Raw genomic sequence first — 21,150 nt, 5'->3', positions numbered from 1 at the left:
CGGCCCCGGACCGTCGCACCCGGTCCGGGGCACCTCAACGCCGCCTTAAGCCGCCCGTAACTACCCTGACGTACCGTCAACTTCCTTGCCCGGACTGGTTAGCGTCCCGAACACACCCTCTCCGCACCACGCAAGGGAGCCCCGATGGCCTCCGTCCGCCGCACCACCTCCCCCGTCCGTCCCCGCGCCGTCCGCGCCGCCGCGCGCACCGCCGCCGTCCTGCTGCTGGCCGTCGCCGCGCTGTCGGCCGGCCCGGCCGCCCGGCCCGCCGTCGCCGCCGCTCCCGGCGCCGTCCCGGCCTCCGTCCCCGCCGCTGCCGCTGCCGCCGCCCCCGCCGTCCCCGTCACCGCGCCGCTGGCCCGGTCCGGCGACGGCAGCGGGGACGGCGGGGACGCGGTCCGCAACGGCATGCTGCTGTCGCTGGGCTCGGTGCTGCTGCTGACCGGTGCGGCGTGCGCCGTGCTGTACCGGCGCCGTCCGCCCTCCGACCGCTGAGCACACCGCCGGAGCCGGGGCCCGGGCCCGCGCCGACCGGGCCCGGCGAACCGGTCGGCCTCCGCCGTTCGGCGGGGCCGGGGTGGTTGAGTTGAGGGCATGAGCACGCCCTCCGCCCCGTTCCGCGTCGGCCTGATCGGCTACGGCCTGGCCGGTTCCGCCTTCCACGCCCCGCTGATCGCCACCACGCCCGGACTGCAGCTGGACGCGGTGGTCACCGCCAACCCCGACCGCCGGGCCCAGTTGCACCGCGACCACCCGGGCGCCCGCGCCCTCGACACCCCCGAGCAGCTGTTCGGGGACGCCGACCGGTTCGACCTGGTGGTGATCGCCTCCCCCAACCGCACCCACGTCCCGCTCGCCCGCACCGCCCTGCTGGCCGGCCTGGCCACCGTGGTCGACAAGCCGCTGGCCGCGACCAGCGCCGAGGCCCGCGACCTGTGCGAGTTCGCCGAGAAGTCCGGCCTGCTGCTGTCGGTGTTCCAGAACCGCCGCTGGGACGGCGACTTCCTGACCGCCCGCCGCCTGGTCGAGGAGGGCCGGCTCGGCCGGGTGCACCGCTTCGAGTCCCGGTTCGAGCGCTTCCGTCCCAAGCCCAAGCCGGGCTGGCGCGAGCTCGCCGACCCGGCCGAGGTCGGCGGCACCCTGTACGACCTGGGCAGCCACCTGGTCGACCAGGCGCTGACCCTGTTCGGGCCGGTCGAGACGGTGTACGCGGAGATCGACGTGCGCCGCGACGGCGCGGTGGTCGACGACGACGCCTTCCTCGCCCTGACCCACACCGGCGGCGTCCGCTCCCAGCTGTGGACCAGCGCGCTGGCCCCGCTCGCCGGGCCCCGGCTGCGCGTCCTCGGCGACAGCGCCGGGTACGTCAAGTTCGGCCTGGACCCGCAGGAGGCCGCCCTGCGCTCCGGCCGCCGCCCCGGCGGGCCGGCGGACCACTGGGGCGACGACGACCCGGCCGCGTACGGCCTGCTCGGCAGCGACGGCGACGCCGAACCGGTCACCACCGACCCGGGCGACTACCCGGCGTACTACGCGGGGATCGCCGCCTCGCTCGCCGACCGCACCCCGCCGCCGGTCGACCCGCGCGACGCGGTCGCCACCCTCGCCGTCCTGGAGGCCGCCCGCGCCTCCGCCGCGACCGCCTCGGTGGTCCGGCTGCCCTGAAACCCCGCGCCGACGGCGGGGCGGAGCCCGGGACCAGGAGCCCAGAAACCGGAGCCAGGAGCCCAGAACCCCGAGCCCCGAGCGCGGAGCCCGGAACCCGGAACCCGGAACTCCGGCGCCCGCCCCGCCGTTGACCGCTCCGGAACTGCGCCGCACGGCCCGGCCGTTGACGCAGCGTCCGCACCCGACCCGCCCGGCGGAACCCCGCCCGGACGGCTCCCGCCCCGGCCCGAGGAGGTTGCGCGCCGTGCTCGTCACCCCGCTCCTGCTCGTCCTGTTCCGGGTCCTCACCGGTGACCTGCTCACCGGCCCGGGTGCGCTGACCGCGGCCGCGCTGCTGCTGCTCGCCGTCGCCGTCACCGCCACCCTCACCACCACCCGCCTCCCCGGCGCCCGCACCCCGGCGGCCGTGCACGCGGCGGCGCTGCGCCGCCGCGCCTACCGCACCGCCTACCTGCCGCCGCGCGACCCGGACGCCGCGGGCCGCGCCCGCCCCCGAGCCCCGGGACAGCGGCCCGCGGCCGCCTGAGGGGCCCGCTCCTCCCCGCAGTCCCCGAACTCCCGCTGCCCCGCCGGGGCCGGGAGCCCACCGCTCCCGCGCGCCCCGCCGGGGGCCGGGGGGAACTGCGCGGGAAACCACCCGCACACGCACCACCCGGTTCCCGTCACGCCCGCGCGCGGCGCGGCCGGGCCGGGCCTGCGTCCCCTCCTCGCGTCCGCCCTCCGAGCACCGTCGTCACGACCCGCCGACTCCCGGAGAGCCCGACCATGTCCGTCCTGAGCGTCCTCGACCCCGCCGTCCACCTCGCCCACGCCGCCGTCGCGGCCCTCGCCGCCGTCGTCCCCACCGCGGCCGCGATCGTCCTGTTCACCCTGGCCGTCCGGGCCGCCCTGCACCCGTTGGCCCGGTCCGCGGCCCGGGCCGAGCGGGCCCGCGCCCGGCTCGCGCCGAAGGTCGCGCGGCTGCGCGAGCGGCACGCCCGGAACCCCGAGCGGCTGAACCGCGAACTGCTCGCCCTGCACCGCGCCGAGGGCACCGGCCCGTTCGCGGGGCTGCTCCCGGTGCTGCTGCAGGCCCCGTTCTTCTCGGTGATGTACCGCCTGTTCACCACCGCCCCGGGCCACCTGCTCGACGCGACCCTCGCGGGCGTCCCGCTGGCCGTCCGCCCCGCGGCCGCCCACACGCCGGCGCAGTTCGCGGTGTTCGCCGTCCTGGAGGCGGCCCTGCTGGCCCTGGCCTGGGCCGGCGTCCGCCGTGCGAAGCACGCCCCCGCCCCCGTCGGCCCGGTCCGCTGGCTGGCCTTCGGCACCCCGCTGTTCGCCCTGCTGCTGCCGCTCGCGGGCCAGCTCTACCTGCTGACCAGCACGGCCTGGACGGCGGCCGAGCGGTGGTACCTGCACCGCCCGGCCGCCGGCCTCGCCACCGGTCAGGCGGTGCGCCACCCCGCCAGGTAGGCGTCGATCTCGCCGGCCAGCCGGCGCTTGCCCGCCCCGTCGAGGAAGGACGCCTCGACGGCGCCCAGGGCGAGCGCCGCGACCCCGGCCTCGTCCAGGCCGAGCAGCTTCGCGGCGACCGCGTACTCGGTGTTCAGGTCGGTGCCGAACATCGGCGGGTCGTCGCTGTTGATGGTGACCAGCAGCCCGGCGTCGACCATCTGCCGGACGGGGTGGTCCTCGATCCGTTCGACCACCCGGGTCGCCAGGTTGGAGGTCGGGCAGACCTCCAGCGGGATCCGGTGCTCGCCCAGGTAGTCGACCAGGGCCGGGTCCTTGACCGACTGGGTGCCGTGGCCGATCCGCTCGGCGCCGAGCACCCGGATCGCGTCCCAGACCGTCTCGGGGCCGGTCGACTCGCCGGCGTGCGGCACGCTGTGCAGGCCGGCCGCCCGGGCCCGGTCGAAGTACGGCTTGAACTGCGGGCGCGGCACGCCGATCTCGGGGCCGCCGAGTCCGAACGAGACCAGCCCGTCGGGGGCCAGGTCGAGGGCGAGGCGGGCGGTCTCCTCGGCGGAGGCCAGCCCGGCCTCGCCGGGGATGTCGAAGCACCAGCGCAGCACGATGCCGAGGTCCTTCTCGGCGGACAGCCGGGCGTCCTCGATCGCCTCCATGAAGGCGACGTCGGGGATGCCGCGGCTGACCGACGAGTAGGGGGTGACGGTCAGTTCGGCGTAGCGGATGTTCTGCCGGGCCATGTCCTGGGCGACGCCGTAGGTCAGCGCCCGGACGTCCTCGGCGTCCCGGATCAGGTCGACGACGCTCAGGTACACCTCGATGAAGTGCGCGAAGTCGGTGAAGGTGAAGTACTCGGCGAGCGCCTGCGGGTCCACCGGCACCTTGCTGCGCCCGGCGTGCCGGGCCGCGAGTTCGGCCACCACCCGCGGCGAGGCCGAGCCCACGTGGTGCACGTGCAGCTCCGCCTTCGGCATTCCGGCGATGAACGCCTCGATCCCCTGGACACCCTCGGCCACGGCACGCTCCCGTCTGCTCTCACCCGGATCCGGACCGCCCGGACGCGGGTCGCCCGGGTCCGGACCACCCGGACCCGAACGGACCTCGCATGCTAACCCGCGGCGGCCCGCCGGCCGGTCACCACTTGGCGGCCAGCTTGGCGATCGCGGCGCGCGCATCGTCCTTGCTGGTGGCGGCGTTGAAGTTCGGGTCGACGTCCAGGAACACCTTGACCACGACGGTGCCCTTGCGGGCCAGGATGAAGACGAAGTCCCGCGGGTCGGTCCGGCCGCCGTCGGTGGTGGGGTAGGTGGCCTTGCCCTCCTCGACGTACACCTCCTCGGCGCCGGGCACCGTGGGCGCCTTGCCCGCGTGGACGCCGGTGTACTTGTCGTCGCCGTCGGTGTGGTTCGGGCAGCGCTGGTCGTTCTCCCGGAAGGACTGGAGCTCCTGGCGCGCGTCGGCGACCGAGGCGAACTGGTCGGCCTCGGTGCTGGCGAAGGTGGTGTCGCTCTCGTGGTCCTGCTTGACGAAGCGCGCCACGGTCGCGGTCAGCCCCTTGACCGCGGTGCCGTCCGGCACGAAGGCGCAGGACTTGTCCATCACGTAGTTGGCCGTGCCGGTGTCGTCGTCGCCGTCGGCCGCGTAGGTCTCCCACTCGGCGGCGGTCAGCGCGAGCTTGCCCATCTTCGCCTGGGCCGCCTTGTCGGTGCCCGTCGCGGTGCCGCCGCTCGGCCTGGTGCTGGGCTTGCCGCCGTTGGCCGGCTCCTTGGCCTTGCCCTTGCCGGTGGGGCTCGCGCCCGCGGTCGGCGAGCCGGCCGCCGAGGACGCGGCCGGGCCGGCGTCCGTCAGGTCGTCGTTGCAGGCCGTCAGCACCAGTCCGGCGGCCGCCAGTGCCGCAACCCGCAGCCCGAGCTTTCGTGTACGTACCGTCATGTCCGTCAACTCCCCCGTGGAGAACAGGCGTCCGACCCCCCTGGCCGCGCCGATCGGTCGCTCACCCTACCCAAGGGTCCGGACACCCGCCGACCGGTCGGCGGGGGCCGGCCGGACGGTCCGTCAGCCGCCCAGCGCGGTGCTGACGGTGTGGATCAGCAGGCCGGCCAGCGCGCCGACCACGGTGCCGTTGATCCGGATGAACTGCAGGTCACGGCCGACGTTGGCCTCGATCTTGCGGGAGGCGTCGGCGGCGTCCCAGCCGGCCACGGTGTCGGAGATCAGCGAGGTGATCTCCTCCCGGTAGGTGGAGACCACGTACTCGGCGGCGTCCAGCAGCCAACCGTCAGTTTTTGCCTGAAGTTTGCCGTCGGTGGCGAGCCGTCGGCCGAGGCTCCGCAGCCCGTCGGTGAGGCGGCGGCGCAGTTCGCTGTCCTCGTCCTCGGCGGCGTTCAGCACCAGGGTGCGGACGGCCGACCAGGAGGAGGCGATCAGGTCCTGCACCTCGGGGCGGGCCAGCAGTTCGGACTTGGCGCGCTCGACCCGGTCGATGGTCGCGGGGTCGTGCTGGAGCTCCTGCGCGAAGTCGGCGAGGAAGTTGTCGAGGGCGCCGCGCGCGGGGTGCACCGGGTCGTCGCGGACGTCGCCGACGAAGCGCAGCAGTTCCTTGTAGACCCGTTCGCCGACCTGCTGGTCGAGGAACTTGGGCGTCCAGCCGGGGGTCTTGGCGGTGACCCGGGCGACCACCTCGCCGTGGTGCTCGACCAGCCAGTCGTGGGCCCGCACCGCGACCAGGTCGACCAGGCCCCGGTGCCCGCCGTCGGCGACGACCTTGCCCAGCAGCCGGCCGGCGGGTTCGGCGACCGAGGTGGCGGCGGCCCGCCGGGTGACCGCCTCGGCGACCACGGCCTGCACGTCGTCGTCGCGGAGCACCGCGAGCAGGCCGCGCAGCGCGGCGGCGGCCTCCCGGGTGACGCGTTCGGCGCTGCCGGGCGCGGAGAGCCACTCGCCGAGCCGCCGGGCCACGCCGATCCGGCCGAGCCGGGCCCGGACCACCGGCGCGGACAGGAAGTTGTCGCCGACGAAGTCGCCGAGCGAGCGTCCGAAGGCGTCCTTCTTGGTCGGGATGATCGCGGTGTGCGGGATCGGCAGGCCGAACGGGCGGCGGAACAGCGCGGTGACGGCGAACCAGTCGGCGAGCGCGCCGACCATGCCGGCCTCGGCGGCGGCGGCCACGTACCCGGCCCAGGCGCCCGCCCCGGCCGCCTTGGCCCAGGTGGCGAGGGCGAAGACCAGGGTGGCCAGGCCGAGCAGGCCGGTGGCGATGGTCTTCATCCGTCGGACACCGCGCCGTTTCTCCTCGTCGGCGGCGGTGAAGCTGACTCCGGGGGCAGTCTGGTCCGCGCTCACCCCGCCAGCCTGGCACACCGGCCCGGCGAAACGGCCCCCGCCCCGCGAATCCGCCGCCCGCCCGGGCCCGGGCCGCCCGCTCAGCCGCCCCCGCCGAGCACGATCCGCCGCACGCCCTCCCAGCGGGCCGGGTCGGTGACCCGGCGGCCGTCGAGCAGCACCCGCACGCCCGGGAAGTCGACCGCGCCGAGGTCCCGGTACTCGGGGTGGTCGGCCTGGACGACCAGCGCGGTGGCGGGTTTGCCCTGGTCGGGCGGCAGGCCGAGGGCGGCCAGTTCCTCCGGGAGGTACAGCGGGTCGCTGACGCCGATCTCGGCCCCGGCCGCCCGCAGCGCCTCGACCAGCGGGAACACTCCGGAGTACGCGGTCTCCTTGACCCCGCCCCGGTAGGACGCGCCGAGCACCGTCACCGCGACGCCCGTCAGCGGGCCGAGCGCGCCCTCCAGCAGCCCGACCGCGTACGCCGGGACCTGCTCGTTGGCCTCGCGGGCGGCCCGCACCACGGTGGCGCCGGGGTCGTTCCACAGGTACAGCCGCGGGTAGACCGGGATGCAGTGGCCGCCGACCGCGATGCCGGGCCGGTGCAGGTGGCTGTAGGGCTGGGAGTTGCAGGCGTCGACGATCTCGGCGAGGTCGACGCCGACCCGGTCCGCGTACCGGGCGAACTGGTTGACCAGCGCGATGTTGACGTCCCGGTAGGTGGTCTCGGCGAGCTTGGCGAACTCGGCGGCCTCCGCCGTGGACAGCGCCCACACGCCGTTGCCGCGCGGCAGGTCGGGGCGCGGGTCGAAGTCGAGCACCGCCTGGTAGAAGTCGACGCCGCGCCGGGTGGACTCCTCGTCGATGCCGCCGACCAGCTTGGGGTAGCGCCGCAGGTCGGCGAAGACCCGTCCGGTGCGTACCCGTTCGGGGCTGAACACCAGCGCGAAGTCCCGCCCGGCGGCCAGCTGGGAGCCGGCCTCCAGCCGCCGGGCGAAGCGGCCGCGGACGGTGCCGACCGGCAGCGTGGTCTCGTAGCTGACCAGGGTGCCGGGGCGCAGCCCGGCGGCGACGGCGTCGGTGGCGGTGTCCAGCAGGGAGAAGTCGGGGCTGCCGTCGGGGCCGGTGACCAGCGGGACGACGATCACCACGGCGTCGGCCCCGGCGGTGGCGGCGGCGGTGTCGGTGGTGGCGCGCAGCCGGCCGGACGCGACGGCCTCGGCGAGCCGCTCGTCGAGGTGGGCCTCGCGCGGGAAGGGGGGCCGGCCGGCGTTGACGGCGGTGACCACCTCGGGGGCGATGTCGGCGCCGGTCACCAGGTGGCCCTTGCCGGCGTACTGGACGGCCAGCGGCAGGCCGATCTTGCCGAGGCCGACGACGCAGACGTCCCGGGCGGGTGCGGCGCTCATCGGGCGGCTCCGCGCAGCGCGGCGGCCAGGCCGTGCCGCCGGGTGCGGCGCAGCAGGCGTTTGGCGGCCCACCGGGCGCGGCGCAGCGGGGCGGGGACGAGGCGGCGCCAGCCGGCCGGTCCGGGGGCGCGGCCGAGTTCGAACAGGGCGTCGGGCAGGCCGAGGTGCCGGTCGCGGAAGACCGGGTAGCCGGCGTAGAGCCGGGAGCCGCGGCGGACGGCGGGGGCCTCGCCGTGGTCCCGTTCCCAGGTGATCAGGTCGCACAGGGCGAGCAGTTCGCCGCGCCGGGCGAGGGCGAGGCGCAGCCGGGCGGGGACGGGCAGGGTGCGGAACACGGCGGGCGAGCAGTGCCGTTCGGTGAACCGGCCGATCTCCTGGACGATCCGGCGCTGCATGGCGGGTGGTTCGGCGAGGAACGGGGCCTGCAGCAACTGCGGGACGTCCCAGCTGAAGTAGCGGGCCCGGACGGCGTCCCGGGCGGGGCCGGGCAGGGTGCCGCGGTCGAGCACCTCGTGGGCGGCGGTGAAGCCGCGCAGTCGGTCCAGCGGCCCGGCCCGGTGGGTGACGTTGGAGCGGTCCCGGCGGAGCACCAGGTGGTAGTAGTCGTAGTCGGCGAGGACGGAGACCTTGCGGGCGTGCAGCAGCGCGCCGAGGGTGAAGGGCTGGTCGGAGTGGATGACCAGGTCCTCGCGGCGGCGCAGGCCGTGGCTGGTGACCAGGTCGCGGCGGAACAGCTTGGTGTCGCCGAGGGCCCAGGCGAGCGCGGAGTCGGTGAAGCCGACCTGTTCGGCGGTGCGGTCGAAGATGCCCTGCGGGACGACCCGGCCGTGCTCGCCGACCTGCTTGGGGATCAGCACGTCGGACTGCCAGCGGTCGGCGGCGGCGACCATCCGCTCCAGGGCCTCGGGGCCGAGCCAGTCGTCGGAGCCGAGGTAGAGCAGGTAGCGGCCGCGGGCGAGGTCGGTGCCGCGGTTGGTGGGACTGGCGGGACCGCCGGAGGCGGGCTGCCGGGCGGTGCGGAACAGCCCCGGGTGGGCGGCCGCGTAGCGGGCGAGTTCCTCGCTGCTGCCGTCGCTGGAGCCGTCGTCGACGGCGACGACTTCCATCCGCTGCCGCTCGATGCTCTGGCCCACCAGCGAGTCGAGGCAGGCGGTCAAGTAGGGCATGGTGTCGTGGACGGCGATCACCACGCTGACGTCCGGTCCTTGCTCGGTCACGAGGTGTCAACTCCCGTACCGGCCGTCTGGTCACCTTCCTCACCCGAACGAGTGAGGGAGGGTCAGTGCGCCGGTGCGGGGGTGCTCCCGGCGTAGATCCGGGCGATCACGTCCTCGATGGCGGGTTCCCGCACCGACAGGTCGACCAGCGGGTAGCGCTCGGCGACGGCGGCGACCACGGGGGCGGCGCTCTGCCGGGCGGGGAAGGCCAGCCACTGCCGCGGGCCCTCGGTGCGCACCACCCGGACGCCGGGCAGCTCGATCGGCGGGTGCGCCTCGGCGAGGTCGACCACCAGGGTGCGTTCGCTGCCGCCGATCTCGTGCAGCCGTTCCAGCGGGCCGTCCAGGACGAGCCGGCCGTGGTCGATCACCATCACCCGGTCGCACAGCTGCTCGATGTCGGTGAGGTCGTGGGTGGTGAGCAGCACGGTGGTGCGCCGTTCCCGGTTGGTCTCGCGCAGGAACGCCCGGACCTTGGCCTTGCTGACCACGTCGAGCCCGATGGTGGGTTCGTCGAGGTAGAGCACGCCGGGGTCGTGCAGCAGGGCGGCGGCGAGGTCGCCGCGCATCCGCTGGCCGAGCGAGAGCTGCCGGACGGGGGTGTCCAGCAGGTCGCCGAGGTCGAGGAGTTCGACGCACCGGTCGAGGTTGGTCCGGTACGCGGCGGCGGGGATCCGGTAGATCCGGCGGGCCAGTTCGTAGCTGTCGCGCAGCGGCAGGTCCCACCACAGGGTGGTGCGCTGGCCGAACACCACGCCGATCCGGCGGGCGAGTTCGGCCCGGCGGGCGGCCGGGTCGACGCCGGCCACCCGCAGCCGGCCGCCGCTGGGCACCAGGATGCCGGTGAGCATCTTGACGGTGGTGGACTTCCCGGCGCCGTTGGGCCCGATGTAGCCGACGCACTCGCCCTCCTCGACGGCGAAGGTCAGCCCGTCGACGGCCCGCACCTCGCGCCTGGTCCGCCGCCAGCGCCCGTCCCGGACCCGGACGGTGAAGCTCCGCCGGACGTCCTCGACCTCGATCATCGCCATGCTGGTCCTTCCGTCAGCTTCCGGTGGAGCGGTAGGCGCGCAGCCCGGTCCGCCAGGCCAGGCCGGCCGCCAGCAGGCAGAGCGCGGCGGCCAGCGGCGAGGCGAACCGGAACGCGGCGGGCAGCCCGAGCGGGTCGGGCCGGCCGAGGACGTGCAGGGCGGGCAGCCAGTTGACGAAGGCCAGCGGCACGCCGAACACGGTGCCCGCGACGAGTTCCCGGGCGAAGACGGTGGGCGGGTACTGGAGCAGGGTGGCGCCGCCGTAGGTGAGCGAGTTCTGCAGTTCGGCGGCCTCGCCCCACCAGAACTGCACGCAGGAGCAGCCGATGAACAGCGCGCAGAAGATCAGCGTCCCGCACAGCAGCAGCACGGGCACCATCAGCACCCGGTCCCAGGTCCAGTGCACGTCCAGCGCGGTGAGCGACCAGCCGAGCACCGCGAGGGCCTGCAGCAGCCGGCCCAGGCGGCGCAGCGAGAAGCGCTCGGCGGCGAGTTGGGCCAGTGCGGGGGCGGGCCGGATCAGCATGGTGTCCAGGCTCCCGGAGCGGACCCGCTCGCCGAGTCCGCCGACCGATCCGACCAGGACGTTGGCCGCGCCGAGGGCCGCCGAGGAGGTGCCGTACAGGAAGCCGGTCTCGGCCAGCGTCCACCCGGCCAGTTGCCGGGTGTGGGCGAACATCAGCAGCAGCACCGCGAAGTCCAGGAAGGTGACCAGGGTGTTGGCGGCCAGGCTGAGCGCGAACGAGGCCCGGTAGGCCATGGTGGAGCGGATCCACATCCCGGCGATCAGCCACCACGAGCGCACCGCCCAGCCCGCCCGGGCCGCCGGGCCGTCCGGTTCAACCACCCTGCACCACCACCCGGCGCACGGCGAGCGCCTGTCCGGCCCGGCCGAGGGCCAGCAGGGCGGCGGCCCAGCCGAGTTGGAAGCCGTACAGGGCGAGCAGGCCGGTGCCGGTGCGCCGGCGCAGCAGCACGTCGGCGGGCAGTTGCACCATCGCCGAGAACGGCAGCGCCCGGGCCAGTTCGCCGAGCAGGCCGGGGAAGAGCGCGAGCGGCAGCAGCATGCCGGAGAAGAACATCGACACCACGGTCATCACGGCCCGCACCCCTTCGGACTCGTGCAGCCAGAAGCCGGTCAGCGAGGCCAGGAAGCGCAGTCCGAAGCTGACCACCACGGCCAGCACGACCGCGAGCAGGAACTCGGCCCACACCAGCGGGCTGCCGGGCAGCGCCAGGTCGAACAGCGCCGCGCCGACCAGGACCGGCAGCGCGCCCCGGGTGACCAGTTGGAACGCGGCCCGCCCCAGGTCGGCGGCCAGCCACCAGCCCTGGAAGTCGACCGGCCGGTACAGGTCGACCGCGATGTCCCCGCTGCGGAAGCGCGCCTGCAGGTCGTCCTGGAAGCCGCCGCCCCACACCGCGACGGTGGCCAGCAGCGCCTGGCTGATCCAGGTGTACGTCACCGCCTGGGCGGCGTCGTACCCGCCCAGGCCGGGCCGGGCCCGCCACAGCGCGAGCATGGTGGACGCCAGGATGACGCCGAAGACGCTGTTGGTGACCGTCCCGGCGACGGTGGCCGCCCGGTACGTCGAGTACCGCCGGAACGCCCCGCGGGCCACCGACAGGTAGACGCCGCCCACCACCGTGTTCCCCCCGTCGACAGGGCTCCGCACCGGAGCGACCCATCAGGCTAGGCCCGCCGCCCCGTGCCCCGCACCCCTATTTCCGGCTGACCTGCCGCCGGGGCCGCGCCGCTAGAGGTACAGCCCGGTCGAGCCCTCCAGGTCGCCGAACCGCCCGGCCGCGACCGCGTGCAGGTCGCGTTCGCGCAGCAGCACGTAGGTGGCGCCGCGCACCTCGACCTCCAGCTTGTCCTCCGGGTCGTACAGCACCCGGTCCCCGGGTTCGACGGACCGGACGCTCTGGCCGACGGCCACCGCCTCGGCCCACGCGCAGCGCCGGGACAGCTCGGCGGTGGCCGGGATCAGGATGCCGCCGGTGGAGCGGCGCTCGCCCTCGCCGGTCTCGGTCCGCACCAGCACCCGGTCGTGCAGCATCCGGATCGGCAGCTTCTCCCCGAGCCGGTCGTGCCGCCCGTGCGGGGCGTCCTCACCGGGCGCGGCCGTGTTCTGGGTGTCGTTCTCACTCACGCCCCGACCGTACCGGACCGCGGAAACGGCGGGGCCCCGGGCACCTGCCCGGGGCCCCGCCGCGACGCGCGGTCAGCCCTTGCGCCGCCGCCGCACCGAGGCGATCAGCAGCACCACGCCGACGCCGACCAGCGCGGCCGGCACCACCCGCTCGGTCCGCAGCCGCCCGTCCTCGTCGACGAACTTCGACTTGGCCTGCTCCAGGGCCCCGCTCGCGGCGACGTACGCCTGCCCGGCCTTCTGCTCGACCGAGGCGCGGACCTTGGCCTTGGCCTGGGCGGCGACGGTGGCCGGGTGGACGCGCATGGCGAGCTCGTCGAGGGTCACGGCGAGCCGGTCCCTGGTCCCGGCGATGTCCGCCTCGATCTGGGCCGTCGTACGCGGTGCCGACGTGTCCTTGCCGCTCGCTGCCACTGGGGCCACCCCATCTCTGTTACCGCTAGGTACTTCTTCTCCACCGACAGTCTGTCAGCTCGCTGCCGCGCACGCGCAGCGCCACCCACCAACGGGAGTAGGTTGGCGGGCAGTACCGACCCCGTCCAGCTCCAGAGGAGATCCAAGCACCGTGAGCGAGCGCCTGCAGGCGGGCGACACCGCCCCCGCCTTCACCCTGCCCGACGCCGACGGCGAGGAGGTGTCGCTGGCCGACCACCTGGGCCGCAAGGTGATCGTCTACTTCTACCCGAAGGCACTCACCCCGGGCTGCACCAAGCAGGCCTGCGACTTCACCGACAACCTGGAGGTGTTCGCGGGCGCCGGCTACGACGTGATCGGCATCTCGCCGGACGCGCCGGAGAGGCTCGGCAAGTTCCGCGAGACCGAGCAGCTGAAGGTGACCCTGCTGTCCGACCCGGAGCACCGGGTGCTGGAGGCGTACGGCGCCTACGGCGAGAAGGTGAACTACGGCCGCACCTACCGGGGCGTGATCCGCTCGACGGTCGTGGTCGACGAGCAGGGCCGGGTGGAGCGGGCGCTGTACAACGTCCGGGCCACCGGCCACGTCGCCAAGCTGCTGAAGGACCTGAAGGTCGGCGAGTAGCCCGCGCGGCAACGGAGGCAGCGGTGGCGGCCGACCCCCCGACCGGGTCGACCGCCACCGCCGTTCATGGGCTCGGGATCAGGCTCAGCAGGCCCCGAGGTCCGTCCAGACGCCCCAGGCGCCGCTCAGCGAGGGGTCCTCGCCCGCGGTCCACCACTTGTTCTGGTAGTAGTGGCCCTTCCACGACACCTTGGTGACGGTGGCGTAGGTGGTGCCCGCGCTCCAGCTCGGCGCGCCCGAGCAGGTCCCGGCGGTGACCGACGCGGAGGCGCTGGCCGACGGCGAGGCGGACTGCGAGGCCGAGGCCGACGGGGACGCCGACTGCGAGGCGGAGGCGCTGGCCGACGCGGACGGCGAGGCCGACTGCGAGGCGGAGGCCGACGGGGACGGCGAGGAGGTGCCCGCGGTGGCGCCGCGGGTGAAGTCGCCGTTGATGCCGTACAGGGTGCCGCCGACGTTCACGGTCCAGTTGGCGGGGGTGGAGACCGGCAGGTAGTAGACGAAGGCGACGTCCACCGAGGCGCCGGGCGCCAGGGTCTGCCAGGTCGGCAGCTTCAGCGAGACCCGGTTGTAGGTGCCCTTGAGGCCGCCGACGTTGCTGCCGGTGTGGTCGGCCCGGATCACCTTGGAGCCGAAGCCGGACTGGTCGGCGGCGTTGCCGGGCGCGGAGACCGAGTAGTCGAACTGGAACTCGGTGCCGCCCGGCAGGGTGGTGGTCGAGTTGTTGACGATGTGGATCTTCGGGTTGATCGGGTAGTTGTTGTCGCCCAGCGCGAAGTCGGTGAAGGACACGTCGATCGGCAGGGTCTGCTGCGGCAGCGCGATGGTCGAGCGGGTCGCGCCGTACGCCGAGGCCGACTTGAACTTGTCGTACAGCAGCGAGGTCATGGTGTTGCCCTGGACGTACTCGCCCTTGCCGCCGTTGGCGGTGGCGTCCCACTTGTAGTCGCCGGCCAGCTCCCAGATCATCGCGCCGCCGACGCCCTGGTTGACCACGTAGTCGGCCTTGGCGCCGATCGACTGGTCGTCCTCGGTCGACAGGAAGACCTTCTTGTCCGCGTTCCACAGCCACGGCGCGACCAGCGACGAGCTGTAGTTGCGGGCGTAGGTGCCCTTGAGCGCGGTGTCGCTCACGCCGTACTTGGACAGGTAGTCCGGCAGGACGCCCGCTTCCAGGTTCTTGGCGTGCCACATCGGGTTGGAGCCGGCGGGCGACTCCTTGCCGTTGTCGTCCAGGTCGTGCCAGATGTTGTCGATGCCGACGGCGCCGTCACCACAGGTGGTCAGGCCGGAGCCGGCCGGACAGGTGGTGGTGGAGGAGGTGCCCCACAGGCCGTTGGTGCCGCCCTGGACGTTCTGGAAGCCGCGGGTGTAGTACGGCACGCCGAGGTTGATCCGGCCGGCCGGCATCGCGCCGCGGAAGTAGTGCACGGCCCAGTCGGTGTTCAGGTAGCCGATGCCGCCGTACTGCGAGGTGCCGTACACGTTGGCGGCGGCCAGCTCGGCGTCCTTGCCGTCGTCGTACAGCGCGGCGTTCGGGCCGACGTACTTGTTCCAGGCGCCGTGCAGGTCGTACGACATGATGTTGACGTAGTCCAGGTACTGGGTGACCTGGAAGGTCTCCATGCCGCGCAGCAGGTAGCCCGAGGACGGGGCGGCGACCGACAGCAGGTAGTACTTGCCGTCGGCGGCGGAGGCCCGGTCGAGCTTCTCCCGCATGGTCTTCATCAGCGCGGCGTAGCCCTTCATCAGGGAGGCGCGCTTGGCGTTGGAGATGGAGTAGTCGAGCGGGTTGCCCGCGTCCTTCATCGAGGTCGGGTACTCGTAGTCGAGGTCGACGCCGTTGAAGCCGTACTTCTTGATGAAGGTGACGGCCGAGTCCGCGAAGGTGTTGATGCCGGCCTGGTTGACCGACCCGTCCGCGTTGACGGTCATCGAGTAGAAGCCGCCCGAGTTGACCCGGCTGCCCGAGTCGTCGAAGTAGCCGCCGGTCTCGGCCCAACCGCCGACCGAGACCATGGTCTTGACGTTCGGGTACTGCTTCTTGAACTTGCTGAGCAGGTTGAAGTGGCCCTTGTACGAGTACGCCGGGTCCATCTCCGCGCCCGCCACGCCCGGGAAGGTCATCCCGGTGGAGGCGTTGTTCGGGCCGTCGGCGCCCACGGACAGCGTGTTGTCCGAGGCGACGTGCGCGAACGCGTAGTTGAGGTGGGTGACCTTGTCCCAGGGGATGTTGTTCACCAGGTAGGCGGGCGTGCCGTCCTTGCCGGTGCGCCAGCTGGTGAAGTAGCCGATGACGCGGCGCTGGTGGTCGGCGCCCATCTGCTCGCGGCCGCTGGTGTCGTAGACGTTGCAGTAGGGGACGTCGACGCCGGGCGTGGTGTACATGCCGTCGGGGCGGCACGCCCGGTTGTCGACGGCGGCCGCGGACGGAGCCACGCCGAGCGTGCTCATCAGCAGGCCCGCCAGACCCGCGGCCGCGGCGGCGCCGAACGCCACCTTGCGGCCCTTGAGGTGGCGGCCGGCAGCGGTGGGACGCTGCTCCGCCCTGTTTCGGATCAACACTCGGTCCTCCTGGAGAGAGTGTCGTGCGCACGGCCGTGGGAAGCCGGGCACATGTGGGGGAAGTTCCGCCGAACTTAAAAGGTCTGGACCATCCACGTCAACAGGTCTGTACCAACTTACTGAAGAGGGCCGGACCGTCCGCACTCGGACGATCCGGCCCTCCCTAGGGGAAGTTGACGCTACTTCATGCTTCCGGTCATCGCGTTGACGAGGGTTCCGGACGGGTCGTCCGCCTCCAGCGAGTAGGCGAAGATGCCGCCGAGGCCCTTGGAGGTGGCGTACGAGCCGCGCGCCGCGATCGCCTGCGGGGTGTCACCGGTCCACAGGCTGGTGCCGTCGTAGATCCACGAGCTCTGCGTGGTCGGGTCCCAGTGCACCGAGGAACCGGTGGTCTTGCCGGCCGCCGCCAGCTCCTTCCAGAACGCCACGCCGGCGGTCTGGCTGGTGCCCTGCGCCGCCGCCGGGCCGGTCGCGCTCTGGTACAGGCCGTAGTTCGAGCCGGCCGGCACCCCGGTCCACCCGCGCATGTAGAACGGCACGCCCAGCACCAGCTTCTTCGCCGGGAAGCCGCCCTTGATCCCGTACGCCGGGGCGCCGTTCAGGTAGGCGTTGACCGCGTTGTCCACGGTGTACTTCTGGGTGCCCGGGGCGACGGGGTTGCTCGGGTCGTTCGGGCTGTCGTACAGCGGGTCCTGCAGGTTGGTCGGACCGGTCGCGTCCCAGGCGCCGTGCATGTCGTAGGACATCACGTTGCCGTAGTCCAGGTACTTGCCGATCTGGTCGGTCTGCAGCAGCGCGATCTTGTCCTGGCCGGACGGCAGGGCCGCGGTGAGCAGGTACTTCTTGCCGACGGTCTGCCCGTACGCGTCCAGCTGGTTGCGGAACTCGGCCAGCAGCGCGGTGTAGTTGGCGGTGTCGGCGGCCGCGTAGTGGTTGCCGGTGTGGCCGCCCGCGGAGGCCGGGTACTCCCAGTCGATGTCGATGCCGTCGAAGATGCCCATCGCCGCGGCGGCGCCGCCGGTGGCGTCGCCCTGGATCGAGGGCAGGTTGCCCTTGATGAACATGTCGAGGCAGGAGGAGACCAGCTTCTTGCGCGAGGCGTCGGTGGCCGCCGCGTCCGAGAAGTACTTGGAGTACGTCCAGCCGCCCAGCGACATGGTGATCTTCAGGTTCGGGTACTTCGCCTTGAGCTCGCGCAGCTGGTTGAAGTTGCCCTTCAGCGGCTGGGTCCAGGCGTCGGTGGTGCCGTCCACCGCGATGTCCGCGGTGTAGCCCTTCTGGTAGTCCGCGAACGCGTCGCCCGCGCCGTCGCCGGCGTTCGGGTTGTTGTCGTTGGTGTCCGCGGCCTTGATCGTCTCGAAGCAGCTCAGCGTGGACGGGTCGATGTTGGCGAACGCGTAGGTCATCGTGTTCAGCCCGCCCGCCGCGCCGGTCGAGGCCATCGTCGACGGGTAGTACTTGTTCCCGTAGATGCCCCACTGCGCGAAGTACGCCGACTTCAGCGCCCCGCCCGGGGCCGCCCCGGTGGTCACGGTCACCGGCGCGGTGAACCCGCTGCTGTGCCCGTCCTTGTCGTAGCCCTGCACGGTGAAGGAGTACGCGGTGTTCGGCAGCAGCGAGGAGACGGTGACCGTGGTGCCCATCGAGGTCGCGGTCTGGGTCGTGGTCCCGCCGGTGAAGATCCGGTAGACCGCGCTGTTGCCGTTCTGCGCGTTGTCGGTCGAGGCGTTCCACTTCAGCGTCACCGCGGTGCCCGCCACGCTCGCGCTCAGCCCGGTCGGCGTGGTCACCACCCCGTCCCCGCCCGGCGTCCCGGTGCTGGAGGCGCTGGCCGACGGCGAGGCGCTCCGCGAGGGGGAGGCGGACGAGGACGGGCTCGCCGAAGCGCTCGCGCTCGCACTGGCACTGGCACTGGCACTGGCGCTCGAACTCCCGCTCGGCGACGGGCTGCTGGAGCCCGACCCGCCCGGGCCGGTGAGGACCAGGTCGTCCGCGTAGTAGGTGCCCTGGCCGTACCAGCCGTGGGTGTAGACCGTCACCGAGGTGGTCGAGGCGCCGGTGGTGAAGATGGTGCTGCGGTTGGCCCAGTCGGTGCTGGAGCCCCAGGCGCTGGTGTCGGTGGTGCCCGTCCCGGTGACGCCCAGGTAGGTGTAGTTGCCCTTCAGCCAGCCGCTCAGGCTGTACGTGGTGTTCGGGCTGACCGTGACGGTCTGCGAGCACTGGGCGCTGTCCGACGCGGAGGCCGCCGCCTGCAGCGCCTTGCTGCCGCCGTGCGGGGCGGTGGAGGTGATCGAGCCGAGGCCGGCCGAGCAGTTCCAGCCGGTCAGCGTGCCGCTCTCGAAGTCGCCGTTGGCCAGCAGGTTGACGGTGGCGGCCGAGGAGGCGCCGCCCATCGCGGTGACCAGTCCGGCGGCGCCGGCCACCAGTGCGGTCGCGGTCGCCAGCGCGGTGCCGGCCTTCAGCGGACGCCGCCCGGGGCGGGCGGCGGAGCGCGCGGGTGTGGCGCGTTCGGGCATGGGTCGCTCCAATGCTCGCGCCCGGCAGGGGGACCGGACGCCGTGGGGGAGGAAGACGTGCCTGGGCCCGGTCGTTGCGCACCGCCCGGACCCGGATTTCCGCGGATCGGCGCGAACGTACGTGGTCTGGACCACAAGGGTCAATAGGTCTGTACCAATTTTTGAACAAGTGGGAACACCCCGAACCGCCGCCGGAAAGGGTGGTGCACGCCCCCGCAACGGGCCAGTAGCATGGCGGACGTCACGTATCGGCGGTCTTGGCGGAATTGGCAGACGCCCGGGTTTTAGGTGCCCGTGAGAGAGATCTCGTGAGGGTTCGAGTCCCTCAGGCCGCACCGGCGCATCACGCGCGAAGAGGCCCGCCCCGGCTCCCCCGGGGCGGGCCTCTTCACGTTTCCGCCACTCCTAGCCCAGCAGTTCGGCGACCACCGGCGCCAGCGAGCGGAACGCCTGCCCGCGGTGGCTGATCGCGTTCTTCTCCTCGGCGCTCAGCTCGGCGCAGGTCCGGCTCTCGCCGAGCGGCTGCAGGACCGGGTCGTAGCCGAAGCCGCCCGTCCCGGCCGGCTCGGTGCGCAGGGTGCCGTGCAGCCGGCCCTCGACCACCCGCTCGGTGCCGTCCGGCAGCGCGAGCGCGGCGGCGCAGGCGAACGAGGCGGCCCGGTGCTCCGCGGCGATGTCGCCGAGCTGGGCCAGCAGCAGGTCCAGGTTGGCCTTGTCGTCGCCGTGCCGCCCGGCCCACCGCGCGGAGAAGATCCCGGGCGCCCCGCCCAGCACGTCCACGCACAGCCCCGAGTCGTCGGCCACCGCCGGCAGCCCGGTCGCCTGCGCCAGCGCGTGCGCCTTGAGCAGCGCGTTCTCGGCGAAGGTCACTCCGGTCTCCGGCACGTCCGGCACCTCGGGGAAGGCGTCCGCCCCGACCAGCTCGACCTCCAGTCCGGCCGCGCCGAGGATGTCGCGCAGCTCGGCGACCTTGTGCTGGTTGCGGGTGGCGAGAACGAGTCGCTTGGTCATGCCCCCAGCCTAGTGACCCGACCGGGTCAGCCGGTGCACACCTTGCTGACCCGGCCCGCCGCGTCGCCGAGCGGCCCGAGGTCGGGCACCTGGTTGCTGTCGACGGCCTGCTGCGCCTTGTCGATCTGGGTCTGCAGGTCGCCGATCGCCTTGCCGAGGTCGGCGTCGCCGGAGTTGCGCCCGATCTTGTCCATGTCGCCCTTGAGCTTCTGCAGCGCCTTCCCGGCGGCGGCCGGGTCCTGCTCGGCGTTGTCGTACGCGGAGCCGAGCTGGGCCACGTCCGAGGTGATCTGCACCGCGGTGTTGGCGCAGCTGACCGCCTTCTCCGCGGCGGAGCAGCTGACCGCGCTCAACGGGAGGACCAGCGCCAGCGCGGCGACGGCGAAGGCGGTGGTGCGGTTGATGGTCAGCGACTGCTGCATCGGCGAGTCCTCCAGGAGGGTGTGCGGGCTCACCCCGAACGTTAAGGCCGGGCCCGCGCGCCTGTACAGCACTCCGGGGCCCGCCCACCCTTCCTGACGACGGTTCAGCCGGTCGCGGTTCCTACAGCTCCAGGGCCTTGCGCTGGATCTCGTCCAGTTCGGCGCAGCCCAGGCTGCCGAGGTCGAGCAGCTGGTCGAGCAGCCCGCGGTCGAACGGGGCGCCCTCGGCGGTGCCCTGGACCTCGACGAAGCGGCCGTCGGAGGTGCAGACGACGTTCATGTCGGTCTCGGCCCGGACGTCCTCCTCGTACTGGAGGTCGAGCATCGGGACGCCGCCGACGATGCCGACGCTGACCGCGCTGACGCCGCCGGTGATCGGCTGGCCCTTGGCGCGCAGCAGCTTCTTCCCGCGCGCCCAGGAGACCGCGTCGACCAGGGCGACGTACGCGCCGGTGATCGCGGCGGTGCGGGTGCCACCGTCGGCCTGCAGGACGTCGCAGTCGAGCACGATGGTGTTCTCGGCGAGCGCCCGGTGGTCGACCACGGCGCGCAGCGAGCGGCCGATCAGCCGGCTGATCTCGTGGGTGCGGCCGCCGATCTTGCCGCGGACGGACTCGCGGTCGCCGCGGGTGTTGGTGGCCCGGGGCAGCATGGCGTACTCGGCGGTGACCCAGCCCTCCCCGCTGCCCTTGCGCCAGCGCGGGACGCCCTCGGTGACGCTGGCGGTGCACAGCACCTTGGTGTCGCCGTAGGAGACCAGGACGGAGCCTTCGGCGTGCTTGCTCCAGTTCCGTTCGATGGTGACGGGGCGGAGCTGGTCGGGGGTGCGGCCGTCGATGCGAGACATGGGCACGAGCGTATCGGGTCGCGGGCGGGCCCCGGCGGGGGCGCACGCGCGACGGCCCGCCGGCCGGTGGTCTCCGGCGGGCGGGCCGTCGCGGGTGGAGCGGGCCTGCGGGGAGGCTCAGCTCACATCATGTCCTCGATCTCGGCGGCGATCGGGTCGGCGTCGGTGCCGATGACGACCTGGATGGCCGTGCCCATCTTCACCACACCGTGGGCGCCGGCCGCCTTGAGCGCCGCCTCGTCGACCTTGGAGGCGTCGTGGACCTCGGTGCGCAGCCGGGTGATGCAGCCCTCGACCTCGTCGATGTTCTCGATTCCGCCGAGACCGGCGACGATCTTCTCAGCCTTGCTGGCCATGGTCTTTCTCCCTCTGTCTCGGCGCTTCGGCGGTCGGTCGCCGGGTGCCGTACTGCGTGTGCGGTGGTGCCGGCCGGAGGTGACCCGGGATCAGTTTGCCGCGCCTTCCGACGGCGCAACCAGCATCACCCGATTCCGGACGGTAT

The 21,150-nt window shown here is 73.5% G+C and carries 21 protein-coding genes and 1 tRNA gene; 6 read left to right on the top strand and 16 right to left on the bottom strand.

Annotation, left to right across the window (positions count from 1 at the left end):
• The first annotated feature begins 144 nt into the window (after positions 1-144).
• From EDD39_RS40310 to yidC, 4 genes are all read left to right on the top strand, one after another.
• Positions 145-495, top strand: coding sequence for a hypothetical protein (locus EDD39_RS40310; protein WP_208765487.1), 351 nt, complete (start codon positions 145-147; stop codon positions 493-495).
• A gap of 99 nt (positions 496-594) precedes the next feature.
• Positions 595-1,665 carry a Gfo/Idh/MocA family protein gene (locus EDD39_RS12030; RefSeq protein WP_123555489.1) on the top strand — a complete coding sequence of 357 codons (1,071 nt, stop codon included), beginning with the start codon at positions 595-597 and terminating at the stop codon, positions 1,663-1,665.
• Between the two features lie 247 nt (positions 1,666-1,912).
• On the top strand, positions 1,913-2,194 hold the full coding sequence (locus tag EDD39_RS12025) for a DUF6412 domain-containing protein (RefSeq protein ID WP_244256687.1): 282 nt from the start codon (positions 1,913-1,915) through the stop codon (positions 2,192-2,194).
• 239 nt (positions 2,195-2,433) lie between these two features.
• Positions 2,434-3,120: a membrane protein insertase YidC gene (gene yidC / locus EDD39_RS12020; protein WP_123555485.1), complete on the top strand. Its 687-nt coding sequence runs from the start codon at positions 2,434-2,436 to the stop codon at positions 3,118-3,120.
• On the opposite strand, the gene EDD39_RS12015 is transcribed toward yidC, so the two are convergent.
• The 10 genes from EDD39_RS12015 to EDD39_RS11970 form a co-directional block, all read right to left on the bottom strand.
• On the bottom strand, positions 3,093-4,091 hold the full coding sequence (locus tag EDD39_RS12015; RefSeq protein ID WP_123560357.1) for an adenosine deaminase: 999 nt from the start codon (positions 4,089-4,091) through the stop codon (positions 3,093-3,095). The two genes, yidC and EDD39_RS12015, sit on opposite strands and share 28 nt — an antisense overlap.
• A 160-nt stretch (positions 4,092-4,251) precedes the next feature.
• Entirely contained in the window at positions 4,252-5,049 is a 798-nt protein-coding gene (locus EDD39_RS12010) for a hypothetical protein (RefSeq protein WP_123555484.1), read from the bottom strand.
• Positions 5,050-5,172: 123 nt separating this feature from the next.
• Positions 5,173-6,582, bottom strand: a complete 1,410-nt coding sequence (locus tag EDD39_RS12005; protein ID WP_425269749.1) for a DUF445 domain-containing protein — start codon at positions 6,580-6,582, stop codon at positions 5,173-5,175.
• Positions 6,540-7,847 carry a nucleotide sugar dehydrogenase gene (locus EDD39_RS12000; protein ID WP_123555480.1) on the bottom strand — a complete coding sequence of 436 codons (1,308 nt, stop codon included), beginning with the start codon at positions 7,845-7,847 and terminating at the stop codon, positions 6,540-6,542. Before EDD39_RS12000 ends, EDD39_RS12005 begins: the two co-directional genes overlap by 43 nt.
• On the bottom strand, positions 7,844-9,064 hold the full coding sequence (locus EDD39_RS11995) for a glycosyltransferase family 2 protein (protein WP_123555478.1): 1,221 nt from the start codon (positions 9,062-9,064) through the stop codon (positions 7,844-7,846). Before EDD39_RS11995 ends, EDD39_RS12000 begins: the two co-directional genes overlap by 4 nt.
• A 62-nt stretch (positions 9,065-9,126) precedes the next feature.
• Positions 9,127-10,095, bottom strand: coding sequence for an ABC transporter ATP-binding protein (locus EDD39_RS11990; RefSeq protein ID WP_123555476.1), 969 nt, complete (start codon positions 10,093-10,095; stop codon positions 9,127-9,129).
• 13 nt (positions 10,096-10,108) lie between these two features.
• Positions 10,109-10,942, bottom strand: a complete 834-nt coding sequence (locus EDD39_RS11985; RefSeq protein WP_244256685.1) for an ABC transporter permease — start codon at positions 10,940-10,942, stop codon at positions 10,109-10,111.
• A complete protein-coding gene (locus EDD39_RS11980) occupies positions 10,935-11,771 on the bottom strand; it encodes an ABC transporter permease (protein ID WP_425269679.1) in 837 nt (278 codons plus the stop codon). The genes EDD39_RS11985 and EDD39_RS11980 overlap by 8 nt, the downstream gene beginning before the upstream one ends.
• Before the next feature lie 81 nt (positions 11,772-11,852).
• On the bottom strand, positions 11,853-12,155 hold the full coding sequence (locus EDD39_RS11975; RefSeq protein ID WP_051732111.1) for a GroES family chaperonin: 303 nt from the start codon (positions 12,153-12,155) through the stop codon (positions 11,853-11,855).
• Positions 12,156-12,320: 165 nt separating this feature from the next.
• A complete protein-coding gene (locus EDD39_RS11970; RefSeq protein WP_387851098.1) occupies positions 12,321-12,671 on the bottom strand; it encodes a DUF3618 domain-containing protein in 351 nt (116 codons plus the stop codon).
• 142 nt (positions 12,672-12,813) lie between these two features.
• On the opposite strand from EDD39_RS11970, the gene bcp reads away from it, so the two are divergent.
• Positions 12,814-13,287 (top strand): thioredoxin-dependent thiol peroxidase, encoded by a 474-nt coding sequence (bcp, locus tag EDD39_RS11965; protein ID WP_123555472.1) that lies wholly within the window; start codon positions 12,814-12,816, stop codon positions 13,285-13,287.
• Between the two features lie 84 nt (positions 13,288-13,371).
• On the opposite strand, the gene EDD39_RS11960 is transcribed toward bcp, so the two are convergent.
• Together EDD39_RS11960 and EDD39_RS11955 are read right to left on the bottom strand one after the other, a co-directional pair.
• Positions 13,372-15,786 carry a chitinase C-terminal domain-containing protein gene (locus EDD39_RS11960; protein ID WP_123560351.1) on the bottom strand — a complete coding sequence of 805 codons (2,415 nt, stop codon included), beginning with the start codon at positions 15,784-15,786 and terminating at the stop codon, positions 13,372-13,374.
• A gap of 245 nt (positions 15,787-16,031) precedes the next feature.
• Complete coding sequence (locus EDD39_RS11955; protein WP_123555470.1) at positions 16,032-18,368, bottom strand: glycosyl hydrolase family 18 protein; 2,337 nt, start codon at positions 18,366-18,368, stop codon at positions 16,032-16,034.
• 251 nt (positions 18,369-18,619) lie between these two features.
• On the opposite strand from EDD39_RS11955, the gene EDD39_RS11950 reads away from it, so the two are divergent.
• A tRNA-Leu gene (locus EDD39_RS11950) sits at positions 18,620-18,703 on the top strand.
• 70 nt (positions 18,704-18,773) lie between these two features.
• Here the strand turns inward: EDD39_RS11950 and rdgB are convergent.
• The 4 genes from rdgB to EDD39_RS11930 all read right to left on the bottom strand — a co-directional run bounded on the left by rdgB (position 18,774) and on the right by EDD39_RS11930 (position 21,004).
• On the bottom strand, positions 18,774-19,379 hold the full coding sequence (gene rdgB, locus EDD39_RS11945; RefSeq protein ID WP_030914555.1) for an RdgB/HAM1 family non-canonical purine NTP pyrophosphatase: 606 nt from the start codon (positions 19,377-19,379) through the stop codon (positions 18,774-18,776).
• A 26-nt stretch (positions 19,380-19,405) separates the two neighbouring features.
• On the bottom strand, positions 19,406-19,834 hold the full coding sequence (locus EDD39_RS11940; RefSeq protein ID WP_123555468.1) for a hypothetical protein: 429 nt from the start codon (positions 19,832-19,834) through the stop codon (positions 19,406-19,408).
• An 88-nt stretch (positions 19,835-19,922) separates the two neighbouring features.
• Positions 19,923-20,648 (bottom strand): ribonuclease PH, encoded by a 726-nt coding sequence (rph, locus tag EDD39_RS11935; RefSeq protein ID WP_123555466.1) that lies wholly within the window; start codon positions 20,646-20,648, stop codon positions 19,923-19,925.
• A 122-nt stretch (positions 20,649-20,770) separates the two neighbouring features.
• Positions 20,771-21,004 carry a PTS sugar transporter subunit IIB gene (locus EDD39_RS11930; protein ID WP_014135942.1) on the bottom strand — a complete coding sequence of 78 codons (234 nt, stop codon included), beginning with the start codon at positions 21,002-21,004 and terminating at the stop codon, positions 20,771-20,773.
• Between the last annotated feature and the right edge of the window lie 146 nt (positions 21,005-21,150).

Origin of the sequence: Kitasatospora cineracea (assembly GCF_003751605.1) — a bacterium.
Lineage (GTDB): Bacteria > Actinomycetota > Actinomycetes > Streptomycetales > Streptomycetaceae > Kitasatospora > Kitasatospora cineracea.
The sequence above is the reverse complement of the archived record's forward strand: the minus strand, read 5'-3'. Positions and strand labels throughout refer to the sequence as shown.